Annotated in this window: 14 protein-coding genes; 1 reads left to right on the top strand and 13 read right to left on the bottom strand. The window is 66.6% G+C overall.

Annotated features, from left to right (window positions below; all coding sequences use genetic code 11):
* Positions 1-160: 160 nt before the first annotated feature.
* The 3 genes from INR38_RS07135 to INR38_RS07125 all read right to left on the bottom strand — a co-directional run bounded on the left by INR38_RS07135 (position 161) and on the right by INR38_RS07125 (position 3,749).
* Entirely contained in the window at positions 161-1,177 is a 1,017-nt protein-coding gene (locus INR38_RS07135) for a hypothetical protein (RefSeq protein ID WP_207444232.1), read from the bottom strand.
* Between the two features lie 92 nt (positions 1,178-1,269).
* Positions 1,270-2,829, bottom strand: coding sequence for a lysine--tRNA ligase (gene lysS / locus INR38_RS07130; RefSeq protein ID WP_207444231.1), 1,560 nt, complete (start codon positions 2,827-2,829; stop codon positions 1,270-1,272).
* A 245-nt stretch (positions 2,830-3,074) separates the two neighbouring features.
* Positions 3,075-3,749 (bottom strand): LON peptidase substrate-binding domain-containing protein, encoded by a 675-nt coding sequence (locus INR38_RS07125; protein ID WP_199959950.1) that lies wholly within the window; start codon positions 3,747-3,749, stop codon positions 3,075-3,077.
* A 90-nt stretch (positions 3,750-3,839) separates the two neighbouring features.
* Between INR38_RS07125 and INR38_RS07120 the strand changes: the two genes are divergently transcribed.
* The gene (locus tag INR38_RS07120) at positions 3,840-4,397 is read left to right on the top strand and encodes a YggT family protein (protein WP_013801011.1); all 558 of its coding nucleotides are present in this window, start codon (positions 3,840-3,842) and stop codon (positions 4,395-4,397) included.
* Between the two features lie 78 nt (positions 4,398-4,475).
* Here the strand turns inward: INR38_RS07120 and accD are convergent, their stop codons facing one another.
* The 10 genes from accD to leuD form a co-directional block, all read right to left on the bottom strand.
* The gene (accD, locus tag INR38_RS07115; protein WP_013801012.1) at positions 4,476-5,351 is read right to left on the bottom strand and encodes an acetyl-CoA carboxylase, carboxyltransferase subunit beta; all 876 of its coding nucleotides are present in this window, start codon (positions 5,349-5,351) and stop codon (positions 4,476-4,478) included.
* 65 nt (positions 5,352-5,416) lie between these two features.
* Entirely contained in the window at positions 5,417-6,226 is an 810-nt protein-coding gene (gene trpA, locus INR38_RS07110) for a tryptophan synthase subunit alpha (protein ID WP_013801013.1), read from the bottom strand.
* Positions 6,223-7,479 carry a tryptophan synthase subunit beta gene (gene trpB, locus INR38_RS07105; RefSeq protein ID WP_034396669.1) on the bottom strand — a complete coding sequence of 419 codons (1,257 nt, stop codon included), beginning with the start codon at positions 7,477-7,479 and terminating at the stop codon, positions 6,223-6,225. The genes trpA and trpB overlap by 4 nt, the downstream gene beginning before the upstream one ends.
* Positions 7,457-8,179, bottom strand: a complete 723-nt coding sequence (locus tag INR38_RS07100) for a phosphoribosylanthranilate isomerase (protein ID WP_207444230.1) — start codon at positions 8,177-8,179, stop codon at positions 7,457-7,459. Before INR38_RS07100 ends, trpB begins: the two co-directional genes overlap by 23 nt.
* A 32-nt stretch (positions 8,180-8,211) precedes the next feature.
* Positions 8,212-9,060: a tRNA pseudouridine(38-40) synthase TruA gene (truA, locus tag INR38_RS07095; RefSeq protein WP_034396664.1), complete on the bottom strand. Its 849-nt coding sequence runs from the start codon at positions 9,058-9,060 to the stop codon at positions 8,212-8,214.
* A gap of 113 nt (positions 9,061-9,173) precedes the next feature.
* Positions 9,174-12,068: a FimV/HubP family polar landmark protein gene (locus INR38_RS07090; protein WP_207444229.1), complete on the bottom strand. Its 2,895-nt coding sequence runs from the start codon at positions 12,066-12,068 to the stop codon at positions 9,174-9,176.
* Between the two features lie 367 nt (positions 12,069-12,435).
* A complete protein-coding gene (gene asd, locus INR38_RS07085; RefSeq protein WP_013801017.1) occupies positions 12,436-13,548 on the bottom strand; it encodes an aspartate-semialdehyde dehydrogenase in 1,113 nt (370 codons plus the stop codon).
* Positions 13,549-13,647: 99 nt separating this feature from the next.
* The gene (locus INR38_RS07080) at positions 13,648-13,860 is read right to left on the bottom strand and encodes a hypothetical protein (protein ID WP_207444228.1); all 213 of its coding nucleotides are present in this window, start codon (positions 13,858-13,860) and stop codon (positions 13,648-13,650) included.
* A gap of 76 nt (positions 13,861-13,936) precedes the next feature.
* The gene (leuB, locus tag INR38_RS07075) at positions 13,937-15,007 is read right to left on the bottom strand and encodes a 3-isopropylmalate dehydrogenase (RefSeq protein ID WP_012207037.1); all 1,071 of its coding nucleotides are present in this window, start codon (positions 15,005-15,007) and stop codon (positions 13,937-13,939) included.
* A 96-nt stretch (positions 15,008-15,103) separates the two neighbouring features.
* The gene (gene leuD / locus INR38_RS07070; RefSeq protein WP_012207036.1) at positions 15,104-15,757 is read right to left on the bottom strand and encodes a 3-isopropylmalate dehydratase small subunit; all 654 of its coding nucleotides are present in this window, start codon (positions 15,755-15,757) and stop codon (positions 15,104-15,106) included.
* Positions 15,758-15,772: the final 15 nt, after the last annotated feature.

Here is a 15,772-nt window from a genome sequence, read left to right as displayed (position 1 = left end):
GCCGCTGCCGTCGCAGCCGCGCCGTTGCCCAGGATGGCCCCCGGCAGGGGGACCCGCCCTACGCCGGCGCCGCCCCGGGCCGCGCAGTGCGCGGCGGGGGATGGCGCCAGTGTAAGTCGGGTGTCGCGTCCGTGTGCGATTGTGTGCAACGGGGCTTTTGCTAGGCCAGCGGCAGATCCGTGCGGGCGCGGCTGGCCTCGTCATGCCACTGCACAAAGGCGTCGACAGCCGGGCAGATGCGCGGGTTGCCCAGTTGCTGCAGCAGCCTGCAGGCAGCAAAGCCCTGGGCTTTGCTGTCATAGGCAAGTGCCCACTGGCGGCGCTCCTCCTGCCGGTCTTCGGGAACGGGCCAGCTGCGCAGCGAGGTGGATAGGCCGGTCAGGCCCATGCGCCAGGGCTTGCCGGAGACACGTGCGCGAAAGCATTGCTGGCGCTCGCACAGCAGGGCATAGAGCGGGTCCACCTGCAGGGCGTTGAACAGCCGCCCGACGGCCGGATCGTCCGATGCGAAATCGGCATGCGTGACGATGACGCGCAGGCCCTTGGGTGTTTCGTAGACGCGCAGGCCCCAGTCGGGGTGGCTTTGTTGGAAGGTCTGGACGCGCTCCAGGGCGCGCGCGGCCGGCGAGTCTGTGGCCGCACGCTGGCGCGCCTGGCGTGCTTCCCACCAGCGCTGCACGCGCCGCATGGCCAGGAACAGCAGCAGCACGACCAGTGCTGTGGCCACCATCCGCGAATTGTTCTTGTGCGGTGCCAGCCGGGCCAGCCAGATGGCGACCGAAGCCAACAACAGCAGGGTCACGACGGGAAAGCGCACGGCGCTGGGCGGCTCGGGCAGGTCGATATCGGCGATGGCCACGCGCTCGGTGTTCAGGCAGTGGGCGCCGTAGCTGTTGCGCGTCATCACCGTGCCGTCGCGGCGCTGCAGGACTTCTTCGCGGATGGGGGTGGTGAAGCCGTCGAGCGCGTACTCGTTCTTCCATTCCATGCGGGGCTCGCCCTTTGGAAGCGCCGCATTGCGGGCGGCTTCCAGGGCCTGGCCAGCACGCTCCTGTGCGTGGGCCTGGGCGGCTTCCTGGCTGGTGTCGGACCATCCCCAGCGCTGGACAGTGATGCCGTGGGTGGGGCGGCTTTCATGCCGCAGGCGCGCCTGCGCCCAGTAGGTGGGGATGTGCATGGCGAGCCAGTATAGGGAAAAGCCGCCTGGCTCCCAAGGGAACGCAGGCGGCTTCAGTTGGCAACGCGCGCAGGCGCTGGATGCCGTGGGTTTTACTGTTCGCGGCGCAGGGCGGGGAATAGGATCACGTCGCGAATGCTGGCGCTGTCGGTCAGCAGCATCATCAGGCGGTCGATGCCGATGCCGCAGCCGCCTGTGGGGGGCATGCCGTACTCGAGGGCACGCACGAAGTCGTGGTCGAAGTACATGGCTTCGTCGTCGCCACCGTCCTTGGCCTGGACCTGGGCATTGAAGCGCGCGGCCTGGTCCTCGGCGTCGTTGAGCTCGGAAAAACCGTTGCCGAATTCGCGGCCCGTGATGTACAGCTCGAAGCGCTCGGTGACCTCGGGGCGCTCGTCATTGGCGCGTGCCAGCGGCGAGATCTCGGTGGGGTGCTCCATGATGAAGGTGGGCTGCCAGAGCTTTTCTTCCACCACTTCCTCGAAGTACAGCACCTGCAGGCTGGCCAGGGTGCGTGCGGACAGGCGGTCCTTTTCTTCCGTCATGCCCAGCTTGCGCAGCGCATTGGTCAGCCATTCGCGGTCTGCCACCTTGTCGCCGGCTTCGGTGAACTTGACGATGGCTTCGGGAATGGTCAGGCGCTGGAAGGGCTGGGACAGGTCCACGGGCTTGCCGCCGTAGGTCAGCTGCAGTGTGCCCACGGCCTTTTGCGCGGCGTCGCGCACCAGGGCCTCGGTGTAGTCCATCAGGTCGCGGTAGTTCCAGTAGGCCGCGTAGAACTCCATCATGGTGAACTCGGGGTTGTGGCGAACCGAGATGCCTTCGTTGCGGAAGTTGCGGTTGATCTCGAACACGCGCTCGAAGCCGCCGACCACCAGGCGCTTGAGGTACAGCTCGGGCGCGATGCGCAGGTACATCTCCTGGTCCAGCGCGTTGTGGTGGGTGACGAAGGGCTTGGCGTTGGCGCCGCCGGGAATGGGGTGCAGCATGGGCGTTTCCACTTCCAGGAAGCCGTGCTCCACCATGAATTCGCGGATGCCCGAGACGGCCTTGCTGCGTGCGATGAAGCGGCGGCGGGCCTGCTCGTCCATCATCAGGTCCACGTAGCGCTGGCGCACCTTCTGCTCCAGGTCGGCCATGCCGTGGAACTTGTCGGGCATGGGGCGCAGGCTCTTGGTGAGCAGGCGCAGCGTCTGCACCTTGACCGACAGCTCGCCGGTCTTGGTCTTCATCAGCGTGCCCTCGGCGCCCAGGATGTCGCCCAGGTCCCAGCGCTTGAAGGCCGCATAGACCTCCTCGCCCACGGTGTCGCGCGTGATGTACAGCTGGATGCGGCCGTGCGTGGGGCCCAGCGATCCGTCCTGGATGGTGGCAAAGCTGGCCTTGCCCATGACGCGCTTGAGCATCATGCGGCCGCCCAGGCTGACCTGCACGGCTTCGGTGTCCAACTGCTCGGCGCTCTTGTCGGCATGGGCCTGCTGCAGCGCCTCGGCGCGGTCGGCGGGCTTGAAGTCGTTGGGGAAGGCCACGCCGCCCTGTTCACGGACCTGCTCGCGCAGGGCCTTGAGTTTTTCGCGGCGCTCGGCGATGAGTTGGTTTTCGTCCTGGGGAGCGGTCTGGTCCGCTGCGGATGGGGTGTTGTGTTCGGTCATGACAATGAGCGCCAGCGCAAAACGCCGAGGGGCCGGAAAAAAGCCGGGGGAAAAAAGCGGGAAAAGCCGAAAAAAGCCAGGCGCAAAGGGCTGGAGGGTGCAGAGGCGGCAGCAAATGCCACCGGCAAGCCCCGCAGCTGGCGGGCTGAATCCGCGATTTTAAGTTTTTTGGCGCGCTTTCGGTGCGCGGTGCTGTCAATGTGCCGGACGCCGCTGCGGTATGACGCCGCAGTCCTGCCAATTCGTCAGTGCCCGGCGGAAGGGGAGCCGGGTGCCGGGCCCTGGGTATGGCCTATGCCGCTGCGCTCCAGCACATCGGCCACAAGCTCCAGTCGCACCAGCGGGCTGTCCAGCGCCATCAGTTGCTGCTTGATGGAGACCGGCATGGGCAGCAGCTCGGTCCAGCGGTTGGCCACCCAGCCGCAGTCGCCCATCTGTTCGGCGCTGGGCAGTCGGGCATGGTCGGCGTCGGTGGAGCGCGCGTGCAGCTGCATCAGCACCTGGGCCAAGGCCTGGGCGGTGGCGAGCAGGTGGCTGGGGATGGGCACGGCGGCATCGGCAGGCAGCATCTGCACATCGGCCACCCACAGGCCGTGGGGCAGCTGGCGGTGCTCCTGCATGCGAAAGCGCTGCGTGCCTTCGCACTGCAGGTGCAGCAGGCCGGGCTGGGGCTGCTGCAACTGGACGATGCGGGCCAGCGTGCCCACGGCGTGCAATTGCTCGGCGGCCGCGCCGGCCTTGCGCACTTCGCTGCCGGCCTGCAGCGCCACCACGCCGAAGGGAGCGCCCGTGCGCTCGCACTTGCGGATCATGTCCAGGTAGCGGACTTCAAAGACGCGAAGGCTCAGCAGGCCTTGGGGAAAGAGGACGCTGCCCAGGGGGAACAGCGGCAGGGAGTGCAGTGCGGTAGGGGCGGTCATGTGATGGGCGGGATGCGGCAGCTATCATCCCATGCTGTGCCAAGGCCGGATGGCCGTGGTCCGATCTTCCTCCCGCAGTCCTACAACGCCATGCTTTTTCAGATCGTTTCCTTTTTGCTCGACGTGGTCGTTGGCCTGTTGACCGGCGTCTGCCTGTTGCGCATGTACATGCAGGCCCAGCGCGTGCCCTTCGGCAACCCCGTGGGGCAGCTGGTGTTTGCGCTGTCCGACTGGATCGTGATGCCGCTGCGCCGCATCATCAAGCCGGCCGGGCGCTGGGACATGTCCAGCCTGATCGCCGCCTTCCTGCTGCAGATGCTGCAGTTCGTGCTGCTGTGGCTGTTGATGGGTGGGCAGTCCACCGTGGTTGCCCTGCCCTGGCTGGCGCTGTGCGGCCTGGCGCGCGTGGCGCTGTCGGGCATGGTGGGCGTGCTGCTGATCTATGCCATCTTGTCGTGGGTGCAGCCGCAGTCGCCGATGTATGGCGTGCTGCAGCGCCTGTCCGAGCCCATGCTGCGGCCCATCCGCCGTGTTGTTCCGCTGATCGGCGGTATCGATCTGTCGGCACTGGTGGCTCTGGTGCTGCTGCAGATAGCGCTGATGGTGCTGGGGTATATCCAGGGATCGGGCCTGATGCTGCTGGCCTGATTTCCCTGGTTTCCTGGACGTGAAAAAGCCGCCGCAGGCATCGACCTGCGGCGGCTTTTTTTGTGTCTGCGCGAGGCTTTACTGGACCGCGTCGGCCGGCAGGCGCTGCAGCATGGCAAGCGATGCGGCGATGCGGTCACGCAGCTCGCGGCGGTCCACGATCATGTCCACGGCGCCCTTGTCCTGCAGGAACTCGGCGCGCTGGAAGCCTTCGGGCAGCTTCACGCGCACGGTGGTTTCGATCACGCGCGGGCCGGCGAAGCCGACCAGGGTCTTGGGCTCGGCAATGACGATATCGCCGACGAAGGCGAAGCTGGCGGAGACGCCACCGAAGGTGGGATCGGTCAGCACCGAGATGTAGGGCAGTCCCTTCTTGGCCAGGCGCGTGAGCGCTGCATTGGCCTTGGCCATCTGCATCAGGCTCAGCAGGCCTTCCTGCATGCGCGCACCGCCCGTGGCGGTGAAGCAGATGAAGGGGACCTTTTGCTCGATGGCGGTCTCGACACCGCGCACGAAGCGCTCGCCGACCACGGAGCCCATGGAGCCGCCCATGAATTCGAACTCGAAGCAGGCTGCGACCACGTTGACGCTCTTGATGGCGCCGCCCATGACGACCAGGGCATCGGTCTCGCCGGTGTTCTCCAGCGCTTCCTTGAGGCGCTCGGGGTACTTGCGGCTGTCCTTGAACTTCAGGGCGTCGACGGGGATGACTTCCTGGCCGATTTCATAGCGGCCTTCGGCATCCAGGAAATGGTTCAGGCGGGCGCGGGCGCCGATGCGGTGATGGTGGCTGCAGCTGGGGCAGACGTTCTGGTTTTTCTCCAGATCGGCCTTGTAGAGCACGGTCTCGCAGCTCGGGCACTTGATCCACAGACCCTCGGGGATCTGCTGGTGGCGATCCGTGGGGTTGGTTTGCTGGATTTTGGCAGGCAGGAGTTTTTCAAGCCAGGACATGGTGTTTCCTTTTCAGGCGCAGGGCATGCGGCACCGGGCCGCATGCAAGGGCTGCATTATGCGACCTACGCGTCGAGTGCCTTGCGCACGCCGCGCAGGAAGTCGATGGTCAGGGGGACGATCTTTTCGTGGGGCTGGCCGTCCAGCATCTCGATGATGCGGCTGCCGATGACCACGGCATCGGCCACCCGGCCAATGGCCTGGGCCGTGGCCGCGTCGCGGATGCCGAAGCCCACGCCCACGGGAATGCTCACATGCTCGCGGATGCGCGGCAGCATGGCTTCCACGGCCGCCGTGTCGAGCGTGCCTGCTCCTGTCACGCCCTTGAGCGAGACGTAGTAGACATAGCCGCTGGCCACGCGCGCCACCTGCTGCATGCGCTCGGTGGTGGAGGTGGGCGCCAGCAGGAAGATGAGGTCCATGTCGCGCGCACGCAGTTGCGCGGCGAATGCCTCGCACTCCTCGGGCGGGTAGTCCACGATGAGCAGGCCGTCGACGCCGGCCTCGGCCGCATCGTCCACGAAGCGGTCATTGCCGTGGATCTGGTCGTAGCGCTCCACCGGGTTGGCGTAGCCCATCAGCACCACGGGCGTGGTCTGGTTCTTCTGGCGGAACTCGCGCACATAGGCCAGCACCTGCACCAGGCCCACGCCATTGGCGATGGCGCGGTCGCCTGCCTTCTGGATGGTGGGGCCGTCGGCCATGGGGTCCGAGAAGGGCACGCCCAGCTCGATCACGTCGGCGCCGGCCTCCACCATGCCGTGCATCAGTGACGGCGTGATGGCCGCGAACGGGAAGCCTGCGGTGATGTAGGGGATCAGGGCCTTGCGGCCTTCTTCCTGGAGTTTGGCGAAAGTTGTGGTGATGCGGCTCATTGAGCTGCTCCTCCCTTGACCGTGAGCCCGCGCATGGAGGGACGGTCGTAGTAATCGGCGCCCGAGAGGTCGGCCACGGTGCCGATGTCCTTGTCGCCGCGACCGGACAGGTTCACGAGGATGGACTGGTCGGCGCGCATGGTCTTGGCCAGTTGCATGGCATAGGCCACGGCATGGCTGGACTCCAGGGCGGGAATGATGCCTTCAGTGCGGCACAGGTAGTGGAAGGCGTCCAGCGCCTCCTGATCGGTGATGCCCACGTACTGGGCCCGGCCCAGTTCCTGCAGCCAGGCGTGCTCGGGGCCAACGCCGGGGTAATCGAGCCCGGCGCTGATGCTGTGCGTCTCGGTGATCTGGCCGTTCTCGTTCTGCAGGATGAAGGTGCGGTTGCCGTGCAGCACGCCGCTGCTGCCGCGCTGCAGCGAGGCCGAGTGCTTGCCGCTGTCCAGGCCTTCGCCGGCCGCCTCCACGCCGATCAGGCGCGTGTTCTCGAACGGGATGTAGGGGTGGAAGATGCCCATGGCATTGCTGCCGCCGCCCACGCAGGCGACCACGGCATCAGGCTGGCGGTCGGCGCCCAGGAATTCGGGCATCTGCGTCAGGCATTCCTCGCCGATGACCTTCTGGAAGTCGCGCACCATAGCGGGATAGGGGTGGGGGCCGGCCACGGTGCCGATGATGTAGAAAGTGTTGTCCACGTTGGCCACCCAATCGCGCATGGCCTCGTTGAGCGCATCCTTGAGCGTGCGGCTGCCCGACTCCACCGGCACCACGGTGGCGCCCAGCAGGCGCATGCGGTAGACGTTGGGGCTTTGGCGCTTCACGTCCTCGGCACCCATGTAGACGATGCATTCGAGGCCGTAGCGCGCGCAGATGGTGGCCGTGGCCACGCCGTGCTGGCCCGCGCCGGTCTCGGCAATGATGCGGGGCTTGCCCATGCGCCGGGCGAGCATGGCCTGGCCGATCACGTTGTTGATCTTGTGCGCGCCCGTGTGGTTGAGGTCTTCGCGCTTGAGGTAGATCTGCGCGCCGCCCATCTCGCGCGACATGCGTGCCGCGTGGTAAACGGGCGAGGGGCGGCCGACGAAGTGGGCCAGCTCGGACTGGAATTCGGCAACGAATTCCGGGTCGTTCTGGTACTTGGCGTAGGCGTCGCGCAGCTCGGTCAGAGCGTGTGTCAGGGTTTCGCTGGCAAAGCTGCCGCCGAAGCGGCCGAAGTGGCCGGATGCGTCAGGGTACTGGTATTCGAACATGGCTTGTCTGCAAAAGTTGGTCATCGGCCGCGCGCACGGCGGCGATGAATCGGTGTATCTTGCCGGCGTCCTTGATGCCCCTGAGGGGCTTGCCGTCGGGACCATCGGCCTCGACGCCGGAACTGACATCAACGGCCAGCGAGAGTCCTCGCGGGCGCACTTGCAAGATGCCATCGGTCACGTTTGCAGGCGTGAGTCCACCAGACAAAACGAGGTGAGAGGCGACGTTTGGTGGAAGGAGTGACCAATTGAATGCTTTTCCGCCACCACCATAGCCGTCGACATGGGCGTCGAGCAGTATGGCCTGGGCTTTCGAGTAACGCTGGGCATATTCTACGAGGTCGAAGCGCGCGGCGTCGGGACCAAGGGGAATGCGTGCGGCGCGCAGGAAGGCGCGGGTGCCGCCCGCTGTGGCGGCAAGGCAGTCCTCGGGGGACTCATCGCCGTGGAACTGCACGCAGGCGCCCGGGATGGCGGCGCAGGCAGCCATTACGTTGGCGGCGCTTTCATTGACGAACAGCAGCACCGGGGTCACGAAGGGCGGCAGGCGCCGCGCCAGTTCTGCAGCGCGCTGCACCGTCACGGCGCGCGGACTGGGGGCGTAGAGCACAAAACCCACGGCATCGGTGCCCGCAGCCACGGCGGCGTCCACGTCCTGTTCGCGGGTGAGTCCGCAGATCTTGATTCGAGTGCGCTGCATGGGGGCTGAAGAATGGGGGAGGGCTTCTCCGTTCAAGGGAGCCAATCATAGGCCGGGCTGCGCGAAGGAAGGCCCCATGAAGGATCGTATACGGGGCCCAGAAAGTACAGGCCGTCGGGCGAGAAGGTGGGCGCGGCGGCATCGCGGGAACGGGCGTCCAGTACCTGCTGCATCCACTGCGGCGCATACGCGCCCTGGCCGATGGCGATCAGGCAGCCCATGATGTTGCGCACCATGTGGTGGAGGAAGGCGCTGCCTTCGAACTCGAAGCGCCAGTAGCAGCATTCCATGGCCGCATCGCCGGGCCGCATGGAGCTGGCTGCGGCCATCTGGGCGCCGTCGCCTGCCATGCGGCGGGTGATGGACAGGCGGTGCAGCGTCTTGACGGGGGACTTGGCCTGGCAGCCCGATGCGCGGAACGAGCTGAAGTCGTGCTCGCCCAGCAGGTGCCGGGCGGCGGCCTGCATGGCATCACCATCGAGCGCATGGAACACCCAGCCCACGCGCCCGGCCTCCACGCTGGGGCGCACGGGCGATTGCAGCAGCACATAGGCATAGCGCCTTGCCGTGGCACAGGCGCGCGAATGGAAGGCATCGGGCACGGGCTGGGCCCATTGCACGGCAATGTCCGGCGGCAGGAAGGTGTTGGTGCCACGGACCCAGGAGAACGGGGCCCTGTCCAGCGGGGTGTCGAAGTGGACGACCTGCATGAGGCCGTGCACGCCGGCATCGGTGCGGCCCGCGCAGAGGGTGTGCACCTCCTGAGCGGCAAAGCGGCCCAGGGCCGCTTCGAGATGGTCTTGAATGGTGTTGCCAGACAGCTGGCTTTGCCAGCCGCTGTAGCGCTGGCCGTTGTAGGCGACGCCGAGGGCTACGCGCATTGCGAGGCCTCCGGCATGGGTTGGGTGTGCATCAAGTTGTCAGTTTTCCATGGCGGCTTGCGCCGCCCTGTCACGCGAAACCGGTGCGGCGCCTGGGCAGGCGCCGCCGGGCTTCAATCTATCTCGGCCAGCAGGCGCTGGGCCTTGGCCTTGAGATCGCCGTGGGCCTCGGCGATCACTTCCTCGATCAGTGTACGGGCTCCGTCACTGTCGCCGATGGCGTTGAACTCCTGGGCCAGCGCGAGCTTGGTGGCCAGCGGGTCTTCAGGAGCCGAGGGCGGGGTTGCGACGGCAGGGGCGTCGTTGCCCAGGTCCAGGGACAGGCTGCCCAGGTCGAATTCCAGCGACTCGGCCGGTTCGGGCTTGGCCTTGGCCGCCGTCTCCAGCACGCCGCCTGCCTGGGGCGTTGCCGGCGTTGGGGCGGGTGCCTCCGTGCTCAGGCCTTCCAGGTTGAACTCCATGGCGTCCAGCGACAGCAGCTCGGTCTTGGCATGGCTGTCGTCCGTGGTGGAGCTGGTCAGGGGCGAGGGCTCGGTGGCCGGGAAGCTGTCGGACGCCTGCGTGCCGGGCATGTCCAGCGACAGCATCTCGGTCGGCTGCATGCCGTCCATGGCGTTGCTGTGGTTCAGGGCGTCCGTCAGCGAGGCGTGGGCCGTGGGCTGGAAGCTGGGCATGTCCAGCGATGCAACAGGCGGCTCGACGTGGGGCTCGATGCGAGGTGTGTCGTCCTTTGCGGAGGGCGTGGCTTCCAGCGGCGCGCGCAGCGTGGGCTCCAGCGCTGCGAAGTCCTGTTCGCTGGGCATGGGGGCCGGTGCGGGCAGGGGGCTGGCGTGCTGCGCGGGCAGGCTGGCATCGGCCAGGCCGCCGGGCAGGTCCATGTTGAGGTCCATGTCCAGGTCCATGGGCAGGGTGGCAGGGCCTTCGCGGTGCGCATCCATGTCCAGGGGGCGGCTGGCCAGCGAGGCGGCAGCCAGTCCGGCAGCAGCCACTGCGGCGCCACCGGCAACGGCGGCACCAGACAGGGGCGCAGTGCCTGCAGGCTGGTAGAGAGCGTTTTCCGGGTCCAGGATGCGGCCCTGGTCGGCCAGGCGCTGCCAGTCCACGCCCTTGCCCTGGGTCAGGCCATGCAGGGTCTGCGCGACGGCCTCGAAGGCCTTGCGGTCATGGCGCTTGGCGTAGATGTCGGCCAGCTTCTGGTGCAGAGCGGTGCGGTTGGGGTCGGTGCGCAGCGCTTCCTTGAGGATTTCCTCTGCCTGCAGGTCGCGGCCATAGGCCAGGTAGACGTCGGCCTCGGCCACGGGGTCCACATCGCCCGCATCAAGCTGGCTGGGCGAGTAATGCATGGAGGTGCCGGACAGCTGGCTCGATGTGCCGGTGTCCACGCGTTGGCCGCCGCTGGCGCCAAAGAAGGAGTCGGCTGCAAGCTGGCTGTCGCCAAAGGCGCTTTCGCTGGAGGCGGCAGCGGCGCGGCGGCGCTGCATGACGCGGTAGCCGCCATAGCCCAGCAGCAGGGCCAGCAGGGCAGCACCGGCCAGCGGGATGGTGGGATCTTCCAGCAGCGTATCGATGAAGCTGGGCTCGGCGATCGGTGCTGCGGGAGCGGGTGCCGGCTTAGGCTTCGGCGGCTCGGCCGCAGCAGGCGTGGCGGGCACGGCTTCTGCTGCGGGCGCTGCCGAGCCGGCTGCATTGGCTGCGGCGTCTGGAGCAGAGGCCGCAGCAGCTGCATCGGCGGGCGCCGCCGGGGCCGCGGGAGTCGTCTGGGGTGCTGCAGCTTCAGGCGCTGCAGGCACGTTCGGCGCGCCCGGCACAGCCACGCCGTTTGCCGTGCCGCTGGCTGCCGAGGCAGGTACTGCAGCAGCACCTTCGGCGGGCTTGGTGGCGGCGGCGATCTGGCTCAGCTCGGACATGTTGCGCTGCAACTCGGCCGTGCGCGATGCCTGGTCGTCCGACTGTTTTTGCTTGGCCAGGCGCTCGTCGGCCTCCACGCCCTTGACGGCGCCCTTGGACAGGGTGAGCTTGTCGGGTGCTGCGGTGGACGGCTTGCGGTCTTCGACCTGGGCCTGGACGCTGCCCGATGCTTCGCGGTTGGCCGATGCCACGGGCGCGGCCGGCGCGGCGCTGGCCAATTGGCGGCGGAACTGGTTGAAATCGCGGGACTGGGCGGCAACGATCTGGCGCGCTTCGCGCGGCGAGGTGGCCTGGGCCGTGGCTTCGTCCGGCACGGTGAGCACGGCGCCGGAGCGCATGCGGTTCACATTGCCGTTGATGAAGACCTTGGGATTGGTGCGCAGCATGGCCACCAGCATCTGGTCCAACGAAACGCCGGCTGGCAGGTGGGCGGCGGCGATGCGGCCTGCCGTGTCCCCAGCCTTGATGCGGACTTCGGAGGCCTCGGACGACGCGGGAGCCGCTGCGGCGCGCTCGCGGGCTGCCGGGGCGGCACGGCGCGCGGCTGCTGGCGCGGGGCGGCTTTCCTCGGTGTTGCCTGCAGCGGCTTGCGATACAGCTTGCGATGGGGTGGGGGCTGCGCGGCGCGGCGCTGCGGCGGGCTCGGGTGCCGAGGCCTGGGCTGCAGCCGTCACGGCAGGCGGGAGCTTTTGCAGGGTGGGCGGGTCCAGCAGCAGGGTGTAGTTGCGCTGCAGGTTGCCCGAGGCCCAGCTGGCGTCGATCACCAGATCGACAAAGGGTTCGTTGACGGGCTGTGTGCTTGTGAGGCGCAGCACGGCCGAGCCATCCGCGCGGCGCTGCACGCTGACGCGCACCTGGCTGGCCGTGGCGTTGTACTCCATGCCCTGGGTGCGGAAGACGCCGGGAGAGGCCACGCCCACGCGCAGGCCTTCGGCTTCAGCGGCGGTGATCTGGGGGATTTCGACTTCGGCACGCAGGGGCTCGCCCAGGGCCGATTGCACGTTCACCCGGCCCAGAGCCAGTGCCCAGGCCTCGGAGGCGGGCAGTGCGACCGAGACGACGGCCGCAGTGGCCAGCACAGAGAGTTTCCAACGATGCATAAAGCGTCAAACCTGTGTGGATGCAATTGGGCAGGCACTATTGTTATTGTGGGAATGCCCGCGCTTGCACATGTAATTGAAATTTACCCGGGGATAGATGGCACGCCATCTACCAAGGTGCTTGGGTCGCATTGTCGGCCACGCTATAGGATCGCAAGCGTCTGGTTGCCGGCGAACGCCAATAGTTGTTGTCGAACGGCAACGAGAAGAAACACAATGTATCTTTAGTGATTGTAGGCAACCACCTACAGCCAATGGACAAGAGACCTGGGCATTGTGCCCAATTGCCCAGGGCTTAAAGCCGAAAAAAGCGCCATGTCCCGGCCCGGGACATGGCGCTTTTTGTGCTGGCTCAAGCCGGCGGTGCTCAGGCGGCGAGCAGGATGCGCAGCATGCGGCGCAGCGGCTCGGCGGCGCCCCACAGCAGTTGGTCACCGATCACGAAGGCCGACAGGTATTCGGGGCCCATGTTCAGCTTGCGCACGCGGCCCACGCCGACTTCCAGGCCGCCGGTGATGGCGGCAGGGGTCAGTTCCTTGACGGTGATGGCGCGGTCGTTGGGAACCCACTTCACCCAGGGGTTGCCGGACTTGATGATGGCTTCCAGCTCTTCCAGGGGCAGGTCCTTCTTGAGCTTGAGGGTCAGCGCCAGGCTGTGGCAGCGCATGGCGCCGATGCGCACGCACAGGCCATCGACAGGGATGGTCTGCTCGGTGCCCAGGATCTTGTTGACCTCGGCCTGGCCCTTCCACTCTTCCTTGGACTGGCCGTTGTCCAGCTGCGCATCGATCCAGGGGATCAGTCCACCGGCCAGCGGTGCGCCGAAGAATTCGGTGGGCACGTCGGTGCGGATGGTCTGGGCCACCTTGCGGTCGATGTCCAGGATGGCGGATGCGGGCGTGGCCAGTTCGTCGGCCACGGCAGCGTGCACCACGCCCATGCCCTTGAGCAGTTCGCGCATGTGGTTGGCGCCGCCACCGGAGGCTGCCTGGTAGGTCATGGAGCTGACCCATTCCACGAGACCGGCCTTGAACAGGCCGCCCAGGCCCATCAGCAAGATGGAGTTGGTGCAGTTGCCGCCAATCCAGTTCTTGCCGCCCGCGGCGAGCTTGGACTGGATCAGGCCTTCATTGACGGGGTCGAGCACGATGACGGCATCGCCTTCCATGCGCAGCGACGACGCGGCATCGATCCAGTGGCCGTTCCAGCCCGAGGCGCGCAGCTGGGGGAAGACTTCCTTGGTGTAGTCGCCGCCCTGGCAGGTGATGATGATGTCGCACTTGGACAGCTCGGCAATGTCGTTGGCATTGCGCAGCTCGGTGTGGGTCTTCGCCATGGCCGGGGCCTTGCCGCCGGCGTTGGAGGTGGAGAAGAACACGGGCTCGATCAGGTCGAAGTCGCCCTCTGCCTGCATGCGGTCCATCAGCACGGAGCCGACCATGCCGCGCCAGCCGACGAGGCCTACCAATTGCTTGCTCATTTTTGAAACGCCCTTTCAGTGTGAAAACAGTGCTTGATCAAGACTGTTGTCGCCCGGCTCGTCTAGGCCAGGTGAGGGCGCACGACGAACCGGGCTGGGTCAGCCTTTGATTGTCGTAATGGTTGTGGAGGTGATTGCGCGCGCAGCCACACCAGCCAGGGCGGCGGGTGCAATGTTCAGCAGGAGGAACGGGCGGGCGGCAAACATAAGAGACGTCATTCTATCGAATACGCCAGGAAAGAGAATGTCTGTTTTGATGAATATCTTCGTCGGATCGGCGAAAACCGGACGTCTATTTTGACGTTTTGCCATGTTGCGGCGAAGCAGGGCAGTGCCTGCCCGCCACAGGGACGGCCGCAAGCCGGGTGGCTGGCAGCCGTCATGGACTTCAGGCCAGTGCGGCCACCACGGCATCGCCCATCTCGCGAGTGGAGACCTTGGTCGTGCCTTCGCTGTAGATGTCGGCCGTGCGCAGGCCCTGGGCCAGCACCTTTTGCACGGCGGCTTCGATGCGCTGGGCGGCGGCTTCCTGGTTCAGCGAGAAGCGCAGCATCATCGCGGCCGACAGGATGGTGGCCAGCGGATTGGCAATGCCCTTGCCGGCGATGTCGGGGGCCGAGCCGTGGCTGGGCTCGTACAGGCCCTGGCCCCTGGAGTTGAGCGATGCCGAGGGCAGCATGCCGATGGAGCCGGTCAGCATGGAGGCTTCGTCGGACAGGATGTCGCCGAACATGTTGCCCGTGACCACCACGTCAAAGCGCTTGGGTTCCTTGACCAGCTGCATGGCGGCGTTGTCCACGTACATGTGGTCCAGTTGCACATCGGGGTACTGCTGGCCCACTTCGGTGACCACGTCCTTCCAGAACTGGAAGGTTTCCAGCACGTTGGCCTTGTCCACGCTGGTCACGCGCTTGCTGCGCTTTTGCGCGGCCTGGAAGGCGACATGGGCGATGCGCTCGATCTCGGGCTTGGAGTAGCGCATGGTGTCGAAGGCTTCCTCGGCACCGGGGAAGTGGCCGTCGGTGGCCACGCGGCGGCCGCGCGGCTGGCCGAAGTAGATGTCGCCGGTCAGCTCGCGGATGATGAGGATGTCCAGGCCCGCGACCAGCTCGGGCTTGAGGCTGGAGGCGTGGGTCAGTTCCGCATAGCAGATGGCCGGGCGGAAGTTGGCGAACAGGCCCATGTGCTTGCGCAGGCCCAGGATGGCCTGCTCGGGGCGCAGCGGGCGGTCCAGCGTGTCGTACTTCCAGTCGCCCACGGCGCCGAACAGCACGGCGTCGGACTCCATGGCCAGCTTCAGCGTGGATTCGGGCAACGGGTGGCCGGCAGCTTCGTAGGCAGCGCCGCCCACGGGGGCCGTCTGCATGTCGAAGTCCAGGCCCAGGGCGCCCAGCACCTTCACGGCTTCCGCAACGATTTCGGGGCCGATGCCATCACCGGGCAAGACTGCGATTTTCATGGTGTTCCTTTTGAGAGACTATTCGGATGGTGGAAGGCCGCCGGCGGCTGGTTCAGCAACGCCTGCGGCCCATTGATGCGCGCAAGTGGAAATCGATCAGCGCTGCACCAGCGTGTGGGCCAGCCAGGGCTTGGTGGCCAGGCGCTCGGCCTCGTAGGCGCGGATCTTGTCGGCATGGCGCAGCGTCAGGCCTATATCGTCAAAGCCGTTGAGCAGGCAGAACTTGCGAAAGGCGATGACATCGAAAGGGATCTCCTCGCCCTGCGGGCGCACGATCACCTGGCGATCCAGATCAATGGTCAGCTCGTAGCCGGGGAAGGCTGCGATCTCGTTGAACAGCATGTCGATCGTGGCCTCGGGCAGCACGATGGGCAGCAGGCCGTTCTTGAAGCAGTTGTTGAAGAAGATGTCGGCAAAGCTGGGCGCCAGGATGGCGCGAAAGCCGTACTGGTCCAGGGCCCAGGGCGCGTGCTCGCGGCTGGAGCCGCAGCCGAAGTTCTTGCGTGCGACCAGGATGGAGGCGCCCGCATAGCGCGGCTGATTGAGCACGAAGTCGGGATTGGGCTTGCGCGAGGCCGGGTCCTGGCCGGGCTCGCCATGGTCCAGGTAGCGCCATTCGTCGAACAGGTTCACGCCGAAGCCTGTCTTCTTGATCGACTTGAGGAACTGCTTGGGAATGATGGCGTCGGTATCGACGTTTTCGCGGTCCATGGGGGCGACAAGGCCCTTGTGCACGGTGAATTGTTGCATGGCTGTATCGGATTC

This window comes from Delftia sp. SD018, from assembly GCF_017355445.1.
Classification (GTDB): domain Bacteria; phylum Pseudomonadota; class Gammaproteobacteria; order Burkholderiales; family Burkholderiaceae_C; genus Comamonas; species Comamonas acidovorans.
The sequence above is the reverse complement of the archived record's forward strand: the minus strand, read 5'-3'. Positions and strand labels throughout refer to the sequence as shown.

Excerpts from the sequence above, each read along its gene's own strand:
- INR38_RS07135 (WP_207444232.1), bottom strand. The coding sequence starts at position 1,177 with ATGCACATCCCCACCTACTGGGCGCAGGCGCGCCTGCGGCATGAAAGC.
- lysS (WP_207444231.1), bottom strand. The coding sequence starts at position 2,829 with ATGACCGAACACAACACCCCATCCGCAGCGGACCAGACCGCTCCCCAG.
- INR38_RS07125 (WP_199959950.1), bottom strand. The coding sequence starts at position 3,749 with ATGACCGCCCCTACCGCACTGCACTCCCTGCCGCTGTTCCCCCTGGGC.
- INR38_RS07120 (WP_013801011.1), top strand. The coding sequence starts at position 3,840 with ATGCTTTTTCAGATCGTTTCCTTTTTGCTCGACGTGGTCGTTGGCCTG.
- accD (WP_013801012.1), bottom strand. The coding sequence starts at position 5,351 with ATGTCCTGGCTTGAAAAACTCCTGCCTGCCAAAATCCAGCAAACCAAC.
- trpA (WP_013801013.1), bottom strand. The coding sequence starts at position 6,226 with ATGAGCCGCATCACCACAACTTTCGCCAAACTCCAGGAAGAAGGCCGC.
- trpB (WP_034396669.1), bottom strand. The coding sequence starts at position 7,479 with ATGTTCGAATACCAGTACCCTGACGCATCCGGCCACTTCGGCCGCTTC.
- INR38_RS07100 (WP_207444230.1), bottom strand. The coding sequence starts at position 8,179 with ATGCAGCGCACTCGAATCAAGATCTGCGGACTCACCCGCGAACAGGAC.
- truA (WP_034396664.1), bottom strand. The coding sequence starts at position 9,060 with ATGCGCGTAGCCCTCGGCGTCGCCTACAACGGCCAGCGCTACAGCGGC.
- INR38_RS07090 (WP_207444229.1), bottom strand. The coding sequence starts at position 12,068 with ATGCATCGTTGGAAACTCTCTGTGCTGGCCACTGCGGCCGTCGTCTCG.
- asd (WP_013801017.1), bottom strand. The coding sequence starts at position 13,548 with ATGAGCAAGCAATTGGTAGGCCTCGTCGGCTGGCGCGGCATGGTCGGC.
- INR38_RS07080 (WP_207444228.1), bottom strand. The coding sequence starts at position 13,860 with ATGGCAAAACGTCAAAATAGACGTCCGGTTTTCGCCGATCCGACGAAG.
- leuB (WP_012207037.1), bottom strand. The coding sequence starts at position 15,007 with ATGAAAATCGCAGTCTTGCCCGGTGATGGCATCGGCCCCGAAATCGTT.
- leuD (WP_012207036.1), bottom strand. The coding sequence starts at position 15,757 with ATGCAACAATTCACCGTGCACAAGGGCCTTGTCGCCCCCATGGACCGC.